The 19,297-nt window shown below is 44.6% G+C and carries 12 protein-coding genes; 5 read left to right on the plus strand and 7 right to left on the minus strand.

Features of this window, described 5'->3' with window-relative positions; all coding sequences use genetic code 11:
• The first annotated feature begins 141 nt into the window (after window positions 1-141).
• Window positions 142-5,667, plus strand: coding sequence for a PAS domain S-box protein (locus RIC07_RS30075; protein ID WP_446397713.1), 5,526 nt, complete (start codon window positions 142-144; stop codon window positions 5,665-5,667).
• Window positions 5,668-5,671: 4 nt separating this feature from the next.
• Window positions 5,672-6,793 carry a hybrid sensor histidine kinase/response regulator gene (locus RIC07_RS30080; RefSeq protein ID WP_446397714.1) on the plus strand — a complete coding sequence of 374 codons (1,122 nt, stop codon included), beginning with the start codon at window positions 5,672-5,674 and terminating at the stop codon, window positions 6,791-6,793.
• Window positions 6,794-7,309: 516 nt separating this feature from the next.
• On the opposite strand, the gene RIC07_RS30085 is transcribed toward RIC07_RS30080, so the two are convergent.
• The 5 genes from RIC07_RS30085 to RIC07_RS30105 all read right to left on the minus strand — a co-directional run bounded on the left by RIC07_RS30085 (window position 7,310) and on the right by RIC07_RS30105 (window position 13,017).
• Window positions 7,310-8,059: a response regulator transcription factor gene (locus tag RIC07_RS30085; RefSeq protein WP_446381252.1), complete on the minus strand. Its 750-nt coding sequence runs from the start codon at window positions 8,057-8,059 to the stop codon at window positions 7,310-7,312.
• 552 nt (window positions 8,060-8,611) lie between these two features.
• Window positions 8,612-10,735 carry a tetratricopeptide repeat protein gene (locus tag RIC07_RS30090; protein ID WP_446397715.1) on the minus strand — a complete coding sequence of 708 codons (2,124 nt, stop codon included), beginning with the start codon at window positions 10,733-10,735 and terminating at the stop codon, window positions 8,612-8,614.
• Window positions 10,736-10,867: 132 nt separating this feature from the next.
• A complete protein-coding gene (locus RIC07_RS30095) occupies window positions 10,868-11,740 on the minus strand; it encodes a pentapeptide repeat-containing protein (RefSeq protein ID WP_446397716.1) in 873 nt (290 codons plus the stop codon).
• 407 nt (window positions 11,741-12,147) lie between these two features.
• On the minus strand, window positions 12,148-12,756 hold the full coding sequence (locus RIC07_RS30100; RefSeq protein ID WP_446397717.1) for a glutathione S-transferase family protein: 609 nt from the start codon (window positions 12,754-12,756) through the stop codon (window positions 12,148-12,150).
• 21 nt (window positions 12,757-12,777) lie between these two features.
• On the minus strand, window positions 12,778-13,017 hold the full coding sequence (locus tag RIC07_RS30105) for a hypothetical protein (RefSeq protein ID WP_446397718.1): 240 nt from the start codon (window positions 13,015-13,017) through the stop codon (window positions 12,778-12,780).
• 122 nt (window positions 13,018-13,139) lie between these two features.
• On the opposite strand from RIC07_RS30105, the gene RIC07_RS30110 reads away from it, so the two are divergent.
• The 3 genes from RIC07_RS30110 (at window position 13,140) to RIC07_RS30120 (ending at window position 16,892) form a co-directional block, all read left to right on the plus strand.
• The gene (locus RIC07_RS30110) at window positions 13,140-14,099 is read left to right on the plus strand and encodes a hypothetical protein (RefSeq protein WP_446397719.1); all 960 of its coding nucleotides are present in this window, start codon (window positions 13,140-13,142) and stop codon (window positions 14,097-14,099) included.
• Between the two features lie 136 nt (window positions 14,100-14,235).
• Complete coding sequence (locus tag RIC07_RS30115) at window positions 14,236-14,445, plus strand: hypothetical protein (protein ID WP_446397720.1); 210 nt, start codon at window positions 14,236-14,238, stop codon at window positions 14,443-14,445.
• 347 nt (window positions 14,446-14,792) lie between these two features.
• Window positions 14,793-16,892, plus strand: a complete 2,100-nt coding sequence (locus RIC07_RS30120; protein WP_446397721.1) for a lipoxygenase family protein — start codon at window positions 14,793-14,795, stop codon at window positions 16,890-16,892.
• Window positions 16,893-17,246: 354 nt separating this feature from the next.
• Here RIC07_RS30120 and RIC07_RS30125 read toward each other — a convergent pair whose 3' ends face one another.
• On the minus strand, window positions 17,247-17,420 hold the full coding sequence (locus tag RIC07_RS30125; protein ID WP_446381244.1) for a hypothetical protein: 174 nt from the start codon (window positions 17,418-17,420) through the stop codon (window positions 17,247-17,249).
• Between the two features lie 154 nt (window positions 17,421-17,574).
• Entirely contained in the window at window positions 17,575-19,278 is a 1,704-nt protein-coding gene (gene ilvD, locus RIC07_RS30130; protein WP_446397722.1) for a dihydroxy-acid dehydratase, read from the minus strand.
• Window positions 19,279-19,297: the final 19 nt, after the last annotated feature.

Genomic DNA, 19,297 nt, shown 5'->3' on the forward strand with positions numbered 1-19,297 from the left:
ACGATATCTTATAAATTTAACTTATTAATTTATGTTTTTTTATATATTCAACCTATAGATAGAAATTTGAGCGAGTCCACCTGGGAATAACTGAAACAGAATGCCCTTTCTATCCTGTGACCGATTATCCCAGCAAATCCCATGCAAGCGTTAGATCGTCCCATTGCGTCATCACTCCAAGTGGCTATTGATACTCAACCCCTAACTGTTGTACCCGATACACCTGTGATAGATGCGATCGCGCAGATGAGTCAACTCCGAAGCACTTGTTCCTTACCGTGTTTCAATGTAGCACCAGACGCTAACCCAATCAACGAACGACGCGCTAGTTGTGTTCTGGTGTTGGAGGAAACGCGACTGGTGGGGATACTGACGCAACGGGATATTGTCCGATTAGTGGCTCAAGGGATGAATTTAACTGGGGTGAATGTGGCTGAGGTAATGACAGGGCGTTTGATTACCTTGAAAGCATCGGAATTTCAGACTATTTTTACCGCACTCAACCTGTTGCGTCAACATCGCATTCGTCACTTACCCATTGTCGATGATGGGGGGAATTTACAGGGTATGGTGACGCCGGATAGTATTCGCGCTTATTTGCAACCCAGTGACTTATTACAATTGCGTCGGGTTGAGGATGTAATGGTAACGTCTGTGATTCAGGCGAAACCGAACGCCTCTGTTTTGGATGTAGCGCTGCTAATGTCAGATTATCGCGTTAGTTGTGTGGTGATTGTTGAGGAGAAAAACGCGGGTGCATCGCCAATTCCAGTGGGAATTATTACAGAACGAGATATTGTTCAGTTTCAGGCGTTGGGTTTAGAGTTTTCCGCCATTTCTGCCCAAACTGTGATGAGTACACCCCTATTGTGCCTCTATCCCGAAGACTCGTTATGGGAGGCTCATCAACAGATGTTGTCGCGACGAGTACAACGATTGGTGGTGGTAGATAGACAAGGGAAATTGGTAGGAATTGTCACTCAAACCAGCCTGCTGCAAACCCTTAATCCGATGGAAATGTATCAGGTAATTCAGGGTTTAAAGCAAGAAGTTCACCAACTACAGCGGGAAAAGGTTGAGTTATTAGAAAATCGCACGATTCAACTCGAAAAGCAAATTAAAGAACGCACGCAGCAACTGCAAACGGAACTAACACAACGTCAACAGATCGAACAACAATTACGGGAAAGTGAGCATCGTTATGCCACCTTAGCTGACGCCTCACCCGTGGGCATTTTTCGTACCAATGCTCAAGGAATTGGCTTGTATGCGAATCAACGCTGTGCTGAAATTACTGGAATTCCCATAGCAGAAATATTGGGACAAGGATGGGCAAAAACCTTACACCCGGAAGACTGCGATCGCGTGATTCGTGACTGGCATGATGCGGTTGAGCAACAGCAGGTTTTTATCTCAGAGCATCGCTTTCTTACACCTGACGATAAGGTAACGTGGGTATTTTGTCAAGCTGTCCCGGACGTTGGAGCCAATGGCGAGACTCTGGGATATATTGGCACACTCACCGATATTAATAGTCGCAAAACAGCCGAAGCCGCCCTAAAAAATATTTTTGCAGCAACGGCTAACGTTACAGGTGCTGACTTTTTCCGAGAATTAGTCTGCCACATCGCCCTAGCTTTAGGCGTTTCTCATGTTATGGTTAGCGAAAAAGTTGGTGATTATTTTAACACGTTAGCATTTTGGTCAAAGGGTCAATTACAGCCAAACTTAACCTACCCTATCACCCATACACCTTGCCAACGGGTGTTAGCGGAAGGAACCTATTGGTGTCCATCTCAGGTGCAAAAAACGTTTGCTGATGATGCGGATTTAGTCACCTTAGACGCCGATAGTTATATGGGTGTAGCCTTGACAGATGGTGACGGAAATCCAATGGGCAATCTGTGCGTTTTACACGAACAATTCATCCCTGAACCCCGACAAGCCTTAGCCATTCTCCAGATTTTTGCTGCTAGAGCCGCCGCTGAATTGGAACGCAAACGAGCGCATCAAGCCTTGCAACGTTTCAATCAGGAACTCGAACGTCGAGTTAAGGCGCGAACCCAAGAGTTAGAGTTTCACAAATTGGCTTTGGATTATTCGGCAATTGTGGCAATTACGGATGCTCAGGGTATGATTACCTATGCCAACCAAAAATTCTGCGAAATTTCTCAATATTCTCCAGATGAATTGATTGGTCAAACCCATCGTCTGATTAATTCCGGATATCATCCATCCTCATTCTTTAAGCAGATGTGGCAAACAATTGCCCAAGGTGACGTTTGGCAAGGAGAAATCAAAAATAAGGCAAAGGATAATAGTTACTACTGGGTGGATACGACTATCATTCCCTTTTTAGATGAGCAAGGTCAACCCTTTCAATATCTAGCGATTCGTCATGATATCACAGATCGCAAATATGCTCAAGATGCGTTATGGGAAAGTGAAGTCCGGTTTCGCTCGCTGTTTGAAGCCGCTCCTGATTGTATTCATGTTATTGATCTCGATGGGTTTATTTGGCAAACCAATCCCGCATCAGTCGAACAGTTGGGGTATAGCGAAATTGAATTGATCGGTCATCCCTTGGATGAGTTCTTTACGCCAGAGTCAAAACAATGCTTTGCTGAACAATTCCCCACACTTTTGGCAACAGGGAGTAATCGCTTAGACGTGGAAATAATTCGCCGGGATGGCACGTTAGCGATTATGAATTTATCGAGTTCGTTGGTACAGGATGAACAGAAACACTGTGCCTATATTGTTGTCATTCAACGGGATATTAGTGATGCCTATCAACAAGCGATACAACGCCAACAGGCTCAAGCCAATCTCCAACAGAGTAATCAGCTATTACAAGCGATTAGCGCCGCGCAGTCTCAATTTATTGCCGATGCAAATCCCCATATTCTTTTTGATGGACTCTTGGACAGTATCTTGGGATTAACCAATAGTGAATATGGCTTCATTGGCGAGATTCTCTATACAGAGAATGGCAAACCATTTGTCGAAGAAGCTTACATGAAGATACGGGGTAGACCTGATCTAAAATCTCAGGTCATTATCCCTAGTCCGGGGAACGATAAAACGGCTCCAGGGATGGATTTGGATACCCTACACCCCCTATTTAATGCGGTTATCGTCACAGGAAAACCTGTTATGATCAACCATCCTATCACTGATTCATGTCGGGATAAACTCCTAGAGAATTATCCTCCGATTATGGCATTTTTAGGACTGCCGTTTTATATTGAAAACAAATTTGTCGGTATGGTTGGCATTGCTAATCGACCCGGAAGATATGATAAAAGCCTTGTCGAGTATCTGCAACCTTTTTTGGCAACTTGTGCCAATATTATGGAAGCTTATCGCAATGATAAACGCCGCCAAAAAGCGGAAGATGAGTTGCGCCAGAGCCAAGAACAGTATCGGTCAGTGATTAATAGTGTCAAGGAGGTTATTTTCCAAACCGATGCTCAAGGAAACTGGACATTTATGAATCCAGCCTGGACAGAAATTACTGAGTTTTCAATTGAGGAAAGTCTAGGAAATTCTTGTTGGGATTATATTCATCAGCCAGATCGACAACTTCATCTAGATCTATTTCAATCCCTAATTAATCGTCAACAGGAATACTGTCGCCAGGAAATCCGCTATTTGACTAAAAACGGTGATATTCGCTGGCTGGAAGTGTTTTATCGACTAACTTTAGCCGGAGATGGGAGCATTAAAGGAACATCGGGAACGCTGACTGATATTACAGATCGCAAACTCTCCGAACAAACTCTCAATCAGCAGTTAATGGCAATTGAAGCCGCTATTGATGGAATTGGCATTCTAAATGAGAAGGGCGAATATATTTATCTAAATCAAGCGCATCTGGAAATATTTGGCTATGATATGACGACTGATTTATTGGGAAAAACCTGGCATCAGTTGTACTATCCTGATGAAATCAGTCGCATTGAACGCGATATTTTTCCCATCTTAATTGAGAATGGATATTGGCGAGGAGAAACCTTGTCTAAACGCCGTGATGGTTCGACATTTGCCGAAGAATTATCCCTGACGTTAATTGAGGGGGGTGGACTGATTTGTGTCTGTCGCGATATTACCGAACGCAAGAAAACTGAAGCATCATTAGTCAAGCGCGATCGCTATTTGACGGCGTTGGTTGAAGTGCAGCGTCAGTTATTAGCCGCGCCCGTTAATTGTGATGTTTATCAGCAAATTTTGACTATTTTAGCCCCGATTGCCGATGCTAATCGAATTTATGTGTTTGAGAATCATTGTGATAAAACTGAGCAAGTTTTGAGTAGCCAACGGGCGGAATGGTGCGCCCCAGGAATTGAACCCCAACTGGATAATCCGGCGCTACAAAATGTCAGTTATCATAATTTTGTGCCGCGTTGGATGGATGTCTTAGCCCAAGGGGGTATAATTAATGGGATTGTGGCAGATTTTCCGGAATCGGAACGGTCTATTTTAGCGCCCCAAGGGATTTTATCGATCCTCGCCTTACCGTTAATTGTCAATGGAGAATTCTTTGGATTTATTGGCTTTGATAATTGTGTCGAAGCCAGACAATGGCAACCCTTAGAAGAGGGATTGTTGAGTTCTGCAGCGGCTGCGATCGCCCTGGCAAAAGAACGGGAACTGTCAGCAAAAGCGTGGCAAAATTCTCAAGCTCAACTCCAAGCTGTTTTAGATGCTGTACCGGGCTTAGTCTCTTGGATTAGTTCCGATTTAAGTTACCTCGGAGTCAATCACCATTTAGCCTCGTGTTATAATTTAGCGCCGGAACATTTCTTAGGTCAAAAAGTTGGCTTTGTTGAAAATAATCGTGATTTTGCTGAGTTCCTGTGTCAATTTTTTGCTAGCTCAAGTCAAACGGCGTCTCAAACGCTGCGGTTTGAGATGAATGGCAAGATCCAGAGTTATTTAATCGTGGCTCAGAAATATCAGCAAAGTCAAGTCTGTGTGACGGTAGGAATTGATATCACCGAGCGGCAAAAGGCAGAGGAGCAGATTAAGGCGTCACTGAAAGAAAAGGAAGTTTTACTTAAAGAAATTCATCACCGCGTTAAAAATAATTTAAATGTGGTGTCTAGTCTCTTGGAACTACAAGCTGACTCCATTACTGAACCTCACATCGGCAAACTCTTTGAAGAAAGCCAAAATCGAATTTACTCCATGGCGCTGATTCATGAGAAATTATATCGTTCGCCCACCATTGGACAAATTAACCTGGAGGACTATATCCAAGACTTGGCAAATAATCTCTTTGATTCCTATAATGTTAATGAGGATTGCATTCAGTTGCACATCAATGTTGAGCCGATATTTCTCAACATTGAAACCGCTACGCCTTGTGGCTTAATTATTAATGAATTAGTCTCGAATAGCCTCAAACATGCCTTTCCCGATGAGCGAGAAGGAATTGTGTCTATCGACTGTCATCAACAGTCAGATGGGCAAATTCACTTAGTCATCAGCGACAATGGCATCGGATTTCCCGAAGCGTTGGATTTTCAGGATACGGAATCTATGGGATTTCAAGTCGTTTGTACATTAATCGAACAGTTAGAAGGAACGATTAAACTCCAACGCACTCCCGGCACAGCATTTTCGATTCAATTTAGCGAACTTCAGTATCAAAATAGGATCTAAGCAGATGAGCGATATTCATATTCTAATTGTCGAAGACGAACTGTTAATTGCTAAAAATTTATCCCGCAAACTGAAAAAGCTGGGGTATAGCGTTGATGCCATTGTTTCCTCCGGAGAAGCAGCGATTCAAAAAGCGGCTGAAATTAAACCGGATTTAATTCTCATGGATATTGTGATTAAAGGAGAAATGAATGGGATTGAAGCGGCGGCTATGATTCATCAGCAATTGGATATTCCGGTTATCTATACCACGGCGTATGCAGATGATGATACCTTACAAAGAGCGGAAGCCACAGGTTCCTATGGCTATGTGATCAAACCCTTTAAAGAGCGAGACTTACATGCGGTAATCAAAATCGCATTGAGTCAACATAAACAAGCGGTAAAAATGCGACAATTGTTGGCAGATGAGCAGGTGATTAATCAAAATAAATCACGGATACTGTCCATGGCGTCCCATGATTTACGCGCCCCGTTAACTACAATTCAGATGTCAGCGGAACTGCTTCAGTTAAAAGCGGATCAGGAGGATGAGCGAAAAACTCGGCATTTTAAGCGGATTCAAAATGCGGTGACGAATATGAATCAGCTACTGGAAGATGTTTTAACCCTGAGTCAAGCTGAAGCGGGAAAATTAGACTTTCAACCTGAGTCTTTGGATGTGATTGCTTTATGTGAAAATCTGATCGAACAGTTAATTCCCCTTGTCAGTCAGCAACATAGCCTTAATTTCAGTTATCAGGGAGAGTTTTCCCTTGCCTATTTTGATGAAAGTTTACTGCGGTATTTACTCACCAATTTGCTCACCAATGCGATTAAATATTCCCCCCAAGGGGGTAATATTCGGTTAATAGTGACGAGGAATAACCAACAAGTTACGTTTCAGGTGCAAGATGAAGGGATTGGTATCCCTCCAGAGTACCTGAACAGACTCTTCCAGCAATTTGAACGCGCTGCCAATGTGGGTAATATTAAGGGTACAGGATTAGGATTATGTATTGTTAAGCAAGCCGTTGATTTACATGGTGGTGAGATTACGGTTGAGAGTACGGTGGGAGTCGGTACGACATTTACGGTTACCTTACCGTTTCACCAAACCCTCCCTTCGTCAAACAAGGTTGTGTAAGAAACGATAAGCGTGAAACCCGCCCCTACCCATTAATCAGGGCGGGTTTTGAATAAATGCTATCATCCATCGCCACAGGAAAATCCCTAAATCCGCCCCTACCCATTAATCAGGGCGGGTTTTGAATCAACGCTATCATCCATCGCAACCGGAAAATCCCTAAACCCGCCCCTACCCATTAATCAGGGCGGGTTTTGAATCAACGCTATCATCCATCGCCACAGGAAAATCCCTAAATCCGCCCCTACCCATTAATCAGGGCGGGTTTTGAATCAACGCTATCATCCATCGCAACCGGAAAATCCCTAAATCCGCCCCTACCCATTAATCAGGGCGGGTTTTGAATAAATGCTATCATCCATCGCCACAAGAAAATCCCTAAACCCGCCCCTACCCATTAATCAGGGCGGGTTTTGAATCAACGCTATCATCCATCGCAACCGGAAAATCCCTAAACCCGCCCCTACAGAGAAATAATGGTGCGTCTCAACACTCAACACTTCTCCAATCCCCAATCTATTCTGATTTTGCTGAATTGGATGATCCCGCCTCAGCGGTTTCTTCACTATTGGGTAACTCCAGACAGTATCCCGCACCATATACTGTTTTAATATATTGGGGATGACGGGGATCAGGTTCGAGTTTGGTTCTCAGGTGGCGCACATGGACACGAATGGTTTCAATATCGTCATCTGGATCATATCCCCAGACTTCTTTGAGAATTTCACTGGGAGAAACCGTTTGACCATGACGCTGCAATAAGCAGTGTAACAGTTCAAATTCCAGGTGGGTCAATTTAACCGTCTGATTAAACCAAATCGTCTCAAACCGTTCTGGAATCAGCGTCAAGGGACCATAGTTGAGGATTTCTGTATGCTTGGCGGCTTGGGGAATGCGGTCAGTACGTCGCAGTAAGGCGCGTACCCGTGCTAGCATTTCTTCGAGTTCAAAGGGTTTAGTCAGATAATCATCCGCACCAGCATTAAACCCTTCCACCTTATCCTGCGTTTGACCCAAAGCTGTCAACATCAACACGGGAATATCCGTGGTGCGTTCATCCCGACGCAACCGTTGGCAAACGGTAAAGCCATCGACTCGAGGGAGCATTAAGTCTAGCATGATCAGGTCGGGCTGGAGTTGCAGTGCTAGCGCCTGACCCTTGATTCCATCGGGCGCTTGGTGAACTTCGTATCCTGCCATTTCTAGGTTAATGGAGACAAGTTCTGAGATTGCGGGATCGTCATCGATTAAAAGGATTCTATGCATCACTAAGTAGTTACTAATAGGACTTGTTAAGGTCGGATAAGAACTGTCACAGGAAACTACAGATACTGTACCGATTATAAGCGCTGATTCTAAACTACTTGTGAAGAAAATGGAAATTTTCTGTTTTTTTTGGGAAAATCAGGTATAATGGGGGGTTAATTTGGAAACATATCCTGTTTCGGGCGTCGGTCAAGTAGACTCACTGGTACAGAAGACGCCAGATCTAGCAATTTCCGGTTTGATGCAATACATCGTTAAGGGCGCAAGCGTTGCGCCCCTACATTGCCCCTACATTTAGGTGTACCTCACACGCTGGGAAAGCGCTATATTACTATCGTAGAAGCATCTTATGGTAGAGACGTTGCATGCAACGTCTCTACAAAAGTTCGTTTGTCCTAATTGATGTGTCTACTGCTATACTTGCGTGACGCTATTGTGAGAGCGACGTCAGCACTCATGCAGCAAGCCCTAATTAATAAAAAATTATTTACTAATCATTAGATGTGAATTGAATTTAAGATATCGCTAATTTTATTTGAATAAGATTTGAGTTCACTCGTCAGTTTCTTCCTCGTCATCCCTACTAGCTGAGCGCGGCTGGGATTTCTTTTTCAACTCCTCAAGTTCACGCTGCGTTTGGTCTTTCCCCCGCTTCGCTTCTTTGTAATCGGGTTGATACGTCAAAGCGTTTTCATAAGAGGTCAAGGCTTCGTTGTATCGCTTCAGGTTAAATAAAGCATTAGCGCGACTATTCCAGGCTTGGTAATGGCTGCGCTTATGGGCAACAGCTTGGTCATAAGCCGCGATCGCGTCTTGGTATTGTTTCAATGTATAGAAGACATTCCCCCGGTTATACCAGGCTTGCTCAGAATTGGGTCTCAGTTTCACCGCCTTCTCGTAAGCCGTTAACGCTTCATCATAACGCTGCAATTGATGCAACGCCCAAGCCCGACCATACCACGCCTCATAACTGTTGGGCTGAAGTTTAACCGCTTGTTCAAATGCGGCTAACGCCTCTTGATATTGATTTAAATTATTCAAAATACTGCCCTGACTGTACCACGCTCGGTAAAAATCCGGCTGGAACTGAACCGCTTTCTGGTAAGAGTCCACCGCGTCACGATGTTTGTTCAAATTGACAAAGGCATTACCCCGTTGATACCAATATTCGGCGGAATCGGGCTTATGTTCCACCGCTTTGTCATAAGATTTAAGCGCCTCTTCGTACTGTTGTAAATTATGGAATGCCCAGCCGCGCCGATACCAGGCAGAGGAATAATTGGGTTGAATCTCTAAGGCTTTATCGTAAGATGCGATCGCCGCCGAATAGCGCTGTAACTCCATCTGTACCATCCCGCGACGTTCCCAGGTTTCCACGTCCTCCGGTTGCAGTTTCGTCACCTGATCAAACGCACTAATCGCCGCTTCATAACGCTGCAATTCAACTAACGCCTCTCCTCGTCCTTTCCAAGCCTCTGGATACTCACGCTGAATCTGAATCGCCTGATCATACGCATCCAACGCTTCCTCAGACTGACCCAATGCCAAAAGCGCATCCCCTTGACCCAGCCAAGCTTCAGCATAGTCCGGTTGCAGTTCAACCGCACGATTATAAGCACTGAGGGCATCCTCATACCGCCTCAACTCCAGCAGGGTTTCACCTCGGTTATAGGATTGGGTGGCATTGGTCGAATTAATCCAGTTAATAATCGCCACTGTCGCCCCTCCCCCAGCAGCAATTACCGCCATGGCAATTAATAGGACAACTATCAGTTTCTTCCGTTTAGAGGATTGAGTCACAGGTAACGATGGAGAAGCAGCGCCTAAAGCCATCGTCGCCTTCGTGGGTTGAATCAAGTCATTCAACGCCTGTAACGCCGCCTCCGCCGAGGGATAGCGTTCGCGAAAATCGTAGCGGATCATTTTATCCAGAACCTTCGCCAACTCTGGACAAACCGACGTGCGATCGCGCCAGCAAATTTCTCCACTGTCGGGATCAACGGGCAGTTCCTGAGGCGCTACCCCAGTTAACGCTTGAATCCCCACAATTCCCACCGCATAGATATCACTACTCAAACGGGGATTCCCATTGGCTTGTTCACTGGGTCGATATCCCGGCGTACCAATCGCCACCGTAAAGCTAGAGGATTTTCCCTGCACCACCTGAGTGCTAACTTGTTTAACCGCGCCAAAATCAATTAGGACTAACTTGCGATCGGATTTACGCCGGATCAGGTTGTGGGGATTAATATCGCGGTGAATCACATGATGCTGATGAACAAACGCTAATATCGTCAGGATTTCCTGCAACAGATCAATCACCTGCTGATCTGACCACTGCGTTCCCGGCGTCAATTCCTGACTCAGATTATCCCCTTCAACCAGTTCCTGCACCAAATAGAATTCTTGACTCTCTTCAAAATAGGCAAATAGCTGGGGAATTTGGTGATGATGACCCAACTGATGCAGGATTTTAGCTTCGGTTTCAAACAAACGCCGCGCCGTCTGCAACGTAAACGGGTCAGTCGCTTGGGGTTTGAGTTGCTTCACCACACAATCGCGATCGCTAGGCAAATGGTGATCGTGGGCAACAAATGTAGCACCAAACCCACCTTGTCCCAGTTGCCGCACGATATTATAGCGTCCACCAATTGTTTGTCCGAGAGCCAAGTTCATTGGTTTTATCAAGCCAATCCCAGCATTGCCATGCAGTAATGATATGATTGATTCTTACACAAAATTTTGCCAATCCCTTCCCCAGCTTCCAGACGTAGCGTGCTACGTCTCTACATGGCTTCCCCAGCTTCCCTACCTCTCAGCCAATTTCTGAATTCCATGACACTGATGTAACTCCCCATTGGGCATCGTTGTACCGCTCAAATTCGCCCCGTCCAGATTTGTCTGACTCAAAGAAGCCCCTTGTAAGTTAGCGCCACTGAGAGTCGCCTCACTCAAATTTGCGTCCTGCAAGTTGGCATCACGGAAGTCTGTCCAACGTAAGTTAGCCTTACTTAAATTGACCCGACTCAGATTCGCCCCTTGTAAATTTTCTCTCTTGAGATTAACACCGCTTAAATCTACTCCGGCGAGAGAGACATCAGGCGCAATTAAATAAGCACCTCCTTGTTGAGGATCAAACGCTTTGGGAAAATGAGTTTGCAGATTGTACAGACTGCATTGCCACTTAACTTGCTCCAGATTTGCCTCACTTAAATCAGCTTCAAATAAATAACTGCGACTCAGATTGCTGCGACTGAGATTAGCGCCAATTAACAGAGAACCCCGCAGATCCGCGCCCAATAGCTTAACCTGACAGAGGTTAGCACCATTGAGATCAGCGCCCATCAACCGGGCAAAACTTAAATTAGTCCCAGTTAAATCCACACCCGTCAACGTGGCAAAACTCAAATCAGCCGCCACTAAATTCGCTCCCATCAAATCAGCACCACTCAAGTCAGCACCTCCCAGATTGGCTCCTTGCAAGTCAACTCCCTGCAAATTGGCATTATGCAGGGTAGCGCGGCTCAAGTTAGCCTGGACTAATGTCGTTTGGCTCAGGTTGGCATGAGTTAAATCGACCGCTCTCAGAGTCGCACCCATCAGGTTGACTCCATTAACGTCGATGAGAAAAAAATCTCGTTCGCCAGCTTGGTATCTACTTAATAGTTCATCAGGGTTCATCTGAATCTACCTTTATGTTTGGCTAACCCTTAGTCGTCTCGTTGCGGAGTTTGTACAGCCAATGCCCATTTGTTCTCTACAAACAATTGAAAGGCTGAGTAGAGAGCTTCAACGAGGGTTAATAGATCGGATGCTTTGGCGGCATTCACAGCAACTTGACCAACTTGAGTCGTGACTTCTCTGCCAGTAGATGCGCTGACCTGATTTATTTTCTCGACAGATCAATCTTAATCATAGTATTAATTTTAAGATTAGGAACCAACCTAACCAAAGCTTTTCGAGTTCCCTCCCCTTGATAAGGGGAGGGTTAGGGTGGGGTCAGATCAAGGTAGTGCAGAGTTTTTAGCTTGAATTATAGCGCTAAAGCGCAACTACGAACTTGATTGTTACCTTGATTGTTACATGGGTTACTTATTTGGGGTGATGGGAATATGTCCCGGTTGCAGCGTAACCCGTTCTAACCAACTAAGGATAGCTGGAAATCCGCTTAAATCAAAGCCGCCTTCATCCGCAACATGAGTGTAAGCAAACAAGCCAATATCCGCTATGGTATAGCGATCGCCCACAAAAAATCTATGCTGCTGTAAGTGAGTGTCCATAACGGTTAGCGCCGCGTAACCCGGTTGGCGTTTTTGGGCGAGTGCTTGCTGATACTCCTCTGCTTTTCCCAGTATCGAGATCCAATATCTGGATGTGGCGATATAGGGTTCGTGGCTATATTGTTCAAAAAATAACCATTGGAGTACTTTTGCTCGTTGCCAAGGATCATCAGGTAGAAATGGTGTCCCGTGGCTCAGATAAAATAAAATGGCATTGGATTCTGCCAGAAATTTACCCGGTTCAACTTCTAAAACCGGAACTCGTCCATTGAGATTTTTGGGCATAAATTCAGGGGTTCGGCTTTTTCCTTGTAATATATTTACTTCTACCCGCTCAAACGGAATCCCAAGTTGAGTCAGTAACAAACGTACCTTATAGCAGTTTCCAGACGGTAAAAAATCGTATAGTTTCATCATTAGTCATTGCAATGTTGAACTCTATTCTAACTTTAAAGTATGCGATCGCTCTTGAATTGAATAGTAGTGAACCTGTTTCAGGATTATGGGGATTGGGAAATGACCAAAGGGCAAAAATTTCCGTAGTAGATAGAAAAGCGGCAGAAGCCAATCTGTAGGGGCGGGTTTGACCCATAAATTCTCGATATGAACCGATAACTGAACTAAACCCGCCCCTTTTTGGAAGCCGATGGGTAGACTAAATTTGTTCAAAATGAACATTATGCCGAAAAAAAAACAAAACCTTAACCTAAGATATTTAAGAGTTGTTAAAAACCATTGAATAGTGATGTAATTCAGGTACAATTTTCCCTTTACTAAGAATTGCGAAATCGAGTAGTGAAATGACAACCACAAAAGCCTTGCAATTTATGCGGAGAACCGCAGAAGATGAACAGCTACAGCAACACCTAGGGGAAGTGCTAGGGGTTGGCGATGGCGATATTAGTAGTCAGTTTGAACTAGATCAGGCAGAAGCCGAAGCATTGACGGGCGATCGCGCTCCCTTAGTCGTCAAATTAGCGTCCCAGCAGGGGTTTAATTTTTCTGTTGACGATTTAAGAACCGTCGTTGATGCGTTTGGGCGATATCAGTTAGGAGAACTGTCTGAAGCAGAGTTCTCGCAACGCATTGGATTATCCAACCTCGATCAAGGAACACAAGAGAGTATTCCCTCGATTAAAAAGACATTAGAATTCGTCTATCGGGGAACTCGCTATCAACGAATTAATGGGAAACTCGTCCCTGTTATCCAACCCACTAATTCTACGCCCAGTGTGCTACAATTTATGCAGAAAACGGCTTCCGATCCCGAAGTTAAACAAAAATTAGGAGCATTATTGGGAGTCGGTGACGGCGACATAAGTAGCTATTCCGAATTGGATCAGCAAGAAGCTGCTGCGTTAATCGGCGATCGCGCCCCGTTAGTGGTGAAATTTGCGGCTCAACATGGGTTTGACTTTTCCGTTGAACAACTTACAACGGTTGTTGATGCCTTTGTGCGATATAAATCCAATGAACTATCCGATCAAGAGTTAGCTAAAATTCTGGGATTGTCTGATCAAGGGATACCAGCAAGTTTACCCTCAATTAAACAAACTCTAGAGTTTGTCTATCGCGGAACTCGTTACCAAAAAATTAATGGACAATTGGTTCCCGTGGAAAAACCAGCAACGACTGTTCCCAAGGTGTTACAGTTTATGCAGAAAACCGCCGAAGATAAACAACTCCAACAACAACTGGGAACATTACTCGGTGTTGGCGATGGAGACATTAGTAGTTATAGCACTACGAGGATACGTTAGGACATCAGTTAATCCCAACAGGGAACGGGGAACAGGGAACAGGGAACAGTAGAAAATGTCCTAACCTGCCTTAGTAAGGCTATATTTAGAACTCGATACCGCAGAAGCACAAGCCCTCACGAATAATGCCCCGGTGGTGGTGAAGTTTGCCGCCAAGCAGGGTTTTGAGTTTTCCACAGAGGATTTAATTCGGGTTGTTGATGCGTTTGCACAGTATCAATCGGGTGAATTATCTGAGAAGGAGTTCTCCAAAATTATTGGCTTTTCCAGTCAAGGAACCAAAGAAAGTTTTCCGGTACTCAAAAAGCTCGTCAGTTTTCTATCAGGTGGTGCGGGTTCTCGTTGAGTTTAAGTCTAGAGAAATTGACATCCTCATAGGCGAGTTTAACAGGAGCATCCCGTTTTGGACAAAGCATTACCTCAAGTAACGCAATTGCAATGGTTTCAGCCCCATTCAAACAGCCAACGTGCCGAATTGGGATGCTCCCAGTTTAACCGAGACATTGCCCGCAACGTCTCGGCTAAATCAGGGCGGGTTTTGGTGTTCATTTAGTGGTGAATAGCTGAATTGATTACCCAAACCCGCCGTATTTGCGATCGCACGGCTAATCAGCAACTTGGGTTAGAATAGACAGATGACAAGAATTGAGCCAACAAATTTTTAATAAAACCCCAGGAATAAAGGAGAAATAGATGTCGCCGCTGATCCAAGAAACCCTTGAAGAACTCTATCGCTTTATAACTATTTTAGCGGATAATCGCCTTTCCAGTTGGTTGATTTTATCTAATCAATATGAATATGACTATGAGGTTCTAGCACCTCTGGCGATGACAGAGGTGCCGCCTAGCCCAATACCACAACTACCGGCTTTACCGACAAAAGATGAACTTCCTAGTCAAAAATGGGTGAGTTTAGTGCTAACTCAACTCAGTCTTTTGGCTAAAGCTAAAAAGCCGAACAATTCTCGCAATCTATCTATTTTTGAGCAAAAAAACAAGGAAATTAATTTATTAGAGTCGATTAATCAACAAATCGAAGCCGCCAAGGAACAAGTAGATTTGACAGAGGCTGTCTTGAATCTGAAATCAGCCTTAGGATTAGCCGATACTGACGAACAACCCGAACTATTCCCACAGACTGAAACTATTCTCCAATTTGAAAGCAATCTCAGTCAATCTCAAGCGAGATTTGATGAAATTGACCGAGAAATAGAGGCTTCGTTCAACCAAAATTTACCGCAAGACTCTGCCATTTCATTAAAAACTGACGACGTTGGACAAGCTGACGAAAGATTATATCGGAATCTCAAAGAAATTACCAGGCTTTTAGGGCGGGAATTAATTGACAATCAACCGGAATTTACAACGCTACAGGAAACAACTGCTCCTAATCCTACTCTAGAGGATTACGAAAACTTAATTGATCCGTTAGAAATAAAGCCAGCAACGTTAAATAACTTTCAACAAGATAAAGTTTTTGCTTATATGCAAGTCGCTGGTTCTAACCCAGTTATGCTCAAGCAAATCGAAAAATTTGATTCCCGCCTGCCAATTACCAACGAACAATACCAAGCTATCGTGTCTCAGGATTCTCTAGAGGCAGCACTACAAGAAGGACGACTTTATTTAGCAGACTATTCTAAGCTAGGCACTCTAACGAATGGTAATTTTGGCGAAATTCAAAAGTATATTTATGATCCTGTCGCATTATTTGCCGTACCACCCGATAAGCATCCCGATCAGAATTTACTGTCGATAGCCATTCGTTGTCAACAGACTGTCGGGGATATATTTACACCTCTAGATGGAGATAGCTGGATGGCAGCTAAAACCGTCTTACAAATGGCAGACAGTAATTATCATGAGCTGATCTCTCACTTAGCGCAGACTCACTTATTTATTGAACCGTTTGTTCTTGCCACTAATCGCTGTTTTACGGATCAAAATCATCAGGTAAGACGTTTATTGAAACCTCATTTGGAAGGTACGATATTAATTAATTATGGCGCCCATAACCGCTTATTAGCTCCAAAAGGTGCTGTAGACTCCTTATTAAGTGCCACGATTGGCAGTAACACTCAGCTAGCTATCAAAGAAGCCCAAACTCACTTAGCTAATTTTAATGATGTTGCTTTCCCTCGGACTTTAGAAAAACGCGGTGTTAATAATTTCAAACAGCTACCCATTTACCCTTACCGAGATGACGGACAACGGATTTGGGATGCGATTACTCAATGGGTGCAGGAATACTTAGGACTGTTTTACTCCAGTGATCAGTCTGTAGAGACAGATTCACAACTACAAAATTGGGCGAGTGAATTGCGTTCTAAAGGACATTGTAATATTGGAGAAGCAGGTGATGGTCAAATTAAAACCCTAGATTATCTAGTTGAGGCTATCTCTATCATTATCTTTACCGCTAGTGTTCAACATGGGGCGGTCAACTTTCCCCAAAGTGGCTTGATGAGCTACGCACCAGCATTTCCTTTAGGTTGCTATTCCCCAGCACCGACAAGCTCCCAACAGGATCAAGATTTTATGGAGTTACTACCGCCCTTAGAACGAGCTGAACTGCAAATACAAGTCCTTTATTTGCTTGGCTCAGTCTACTATACGAAACTAGGCGATTACTCTGGCTCACATTTTCAGAATACCCAGGTGAAAAACGCTTTGGACAAGTTCAAGCTAAAGCTAACAGAAATTGAAAACACGATTCTCCAAGAAGATAGTCAAAGGCTTGTGTCTTACCGATATTTGCTACCCTCCAAAATTCCTCAAAGCATCAATATTTAGGGGCTGCTGAATAAGTCTTGGGGTGAGGGGGAGCGGGGGAAGCTGGGGAAGCTGGGGAAGCTGGGGGAGCTGGGGGAGCAAGGGTACATTTTTCCTGAGCAAGGTGATGCTATTCTTATGAAGAATACTACCCGATTTCCTTGAATCCAACCCTCTGTAAATAAAGCTCAAAGTATTGATGGGCTTTGCGGTTTTGGCTTTGTGCAGCAAGCCCTATTTAAGTAGGTGGACACAATAAAAGCTAACGGTGGAGAACTCGCTACCCTTGAGAAGAAAGCTACGTCATTCGTCAAAAGACAAAATACCGATTTCCTCACTGGAAATCGGTAGTGTTCATGTCTAGCTAATAGTGAATTAGTCCAAATAGCCCATGAGTTCATCACTCGATTCAGTCGCATTAGCCGCAATCGGACGATTATTCGGTAAAGGCTGAACATCCAGCGCGGTTGCACTTTGATTTCGTCTCGCTAGCGCTTGTTGTGTCTCAGCTTGAGTGCTTTTATTTTTGGTTGTTGTTCTATCTGCCATAATCTATTACTGCTTAATGGGCTTCTAATCCCAAAATCGCTACAAAATATTACAATTGTTTCATATTTTAACAATTATGTGTGAAAAAGAAAAATTGATCAACCGACTGGGTGGGCAAATGTAGAGACGTAGCATGCTACGTCTCTACCCCCCCTCAATCCGTGATCTGATTGATCACAGACTCAAAATCTGTCACCGCACCAATACTGCTAGACGACACTAATTTGGCATACTTCGCCAGCACTCCTTTGGTATATCGGGGTTTGGGAGGTTGCCACTTGGCGCGGCGTTGTTGTAGTTCCTGATCGGATATATTAATCTGTAATAATCGCGCTGGGGAATCAATCGTAATCGAATCCCCTTCTTCGACTAACGCGATCGCACCCCCAACGGCAGCTTCTGGGGCAACATGACCGACTACCATACCATACGTCCCACCAGAAAAGCGACCATCGGTAATTAATCCTACCGAATCCCCTAATCCTGCACCAATAATTGCTGAGGTTGGCGCTAACATTTCCCGCATTCCCGGACCTCCTTTGGGTCCCTCATAACGCACCACAATTACATCTCCAGCTTTAATCTTACCCGCCAAAATTGCATCCAAACAGGCTTCCTCGGATTCAAAGACTCGCGCAGGACCCGTGATTTGGGGGGTTTTCACGCCTGTAATCTTCGCCACCGCACCTTCGGTTGCCAAATTTCCTTTTAAAATCGCCAGGTGTCCTTGGCGATACATGGGATTATCCCAGGAACGAATCACATCTTGATCTGAGGGTGGTTCATCGGGTACATCGGCTAATACTTCAGCTAGGGTTTTCCCGGTAATCGTTAAGGCTTCACCCTGTAATAAATCATGGACAAGCAGCATTTTCATCACTTGAGGAATACCGCCAACCTGATGTAAATTCGTGGTCACATATCTGCCACTGGGTTTAAGATCACACAGAACCGGAACTCTAGCGCGAATCGTTTCAAAGTCATCCAGAGTTAACTCTACCCCGATCGCCCGCGCAATTGCCAGTAAATGCAGTACCGCATTCGTTGATCCACCTACTGCCATAATTACCGAGATGGCATTTTCAAAGGCTTGGCGGGTTAAAATCTGTTGGGGTAGAATCTGCTGACGAATCGCATCAACCAGAACCTTTGCGGATTTTTCCGTACTGTCAGCTTTTTCGGCATCTTCCGCCGCCATTGTCGAGGAATAGGGTAAACTCATCCCCATCGCTTCAAATGCTGAAGACATGGTGTTAGCGGTGAACATCCCGCCACATGATCCCGCACCAGGACAAGCGTTTCGTTCGACAGCTACCAGTTGTTCTTCTGTAATCTTACCCGCGCTATGTTGTCCCACCGCTTCAAAAGCACTGACAACAGTTAAATCTTGTCCATCCAGATGTCCGGGTTTAATCGTCCCCCCATAGACAAAGATAGCGGGAATATTTAGGCGTGCGATCGCAATCATCGCCCCAGGCATATTCTTATCACAGCCTCCAATTGCCAGCACCCCGTCCATACTTTGACCATTACAGACGGTTTCGATGGAGTCAGCAATCACTTCCCGTGACACCAGGGAATATTTCATCCCCTCAGTTCCCATAGAAATACCATCGCTAATGGTAATAGTACCAAAGACTTGCGGCATCGCCCCCGCTTGTTTAAGTCCGGCTTCTGCCCGTAGCGCTAAATCATTGATGCCCATATTACAGGGCGTAATTGTACTATAACCATTCGCCAACCCAACGATTGGCTTGGTAAAATCGCGATCGCTAAAACCGACAGCACGAAGCATGGCACGATTTGGCGATCTCTGCACACCTTGGGTAACGACTTTGCTTCTCAGGTTGTCTGACATTTGGTTTCCTCTTCCTCAG

It is taken from the genome of Coleofasciculus sp. E1-EBD-02 (genome assembly GCF_040218245.1).
Taxonomy (GTDB): Bacteria; Cyanobacteriota; Cyanobacteriia; order Cyanobacteriales; family Coleofasciculaceae; genus Coleofasciculus.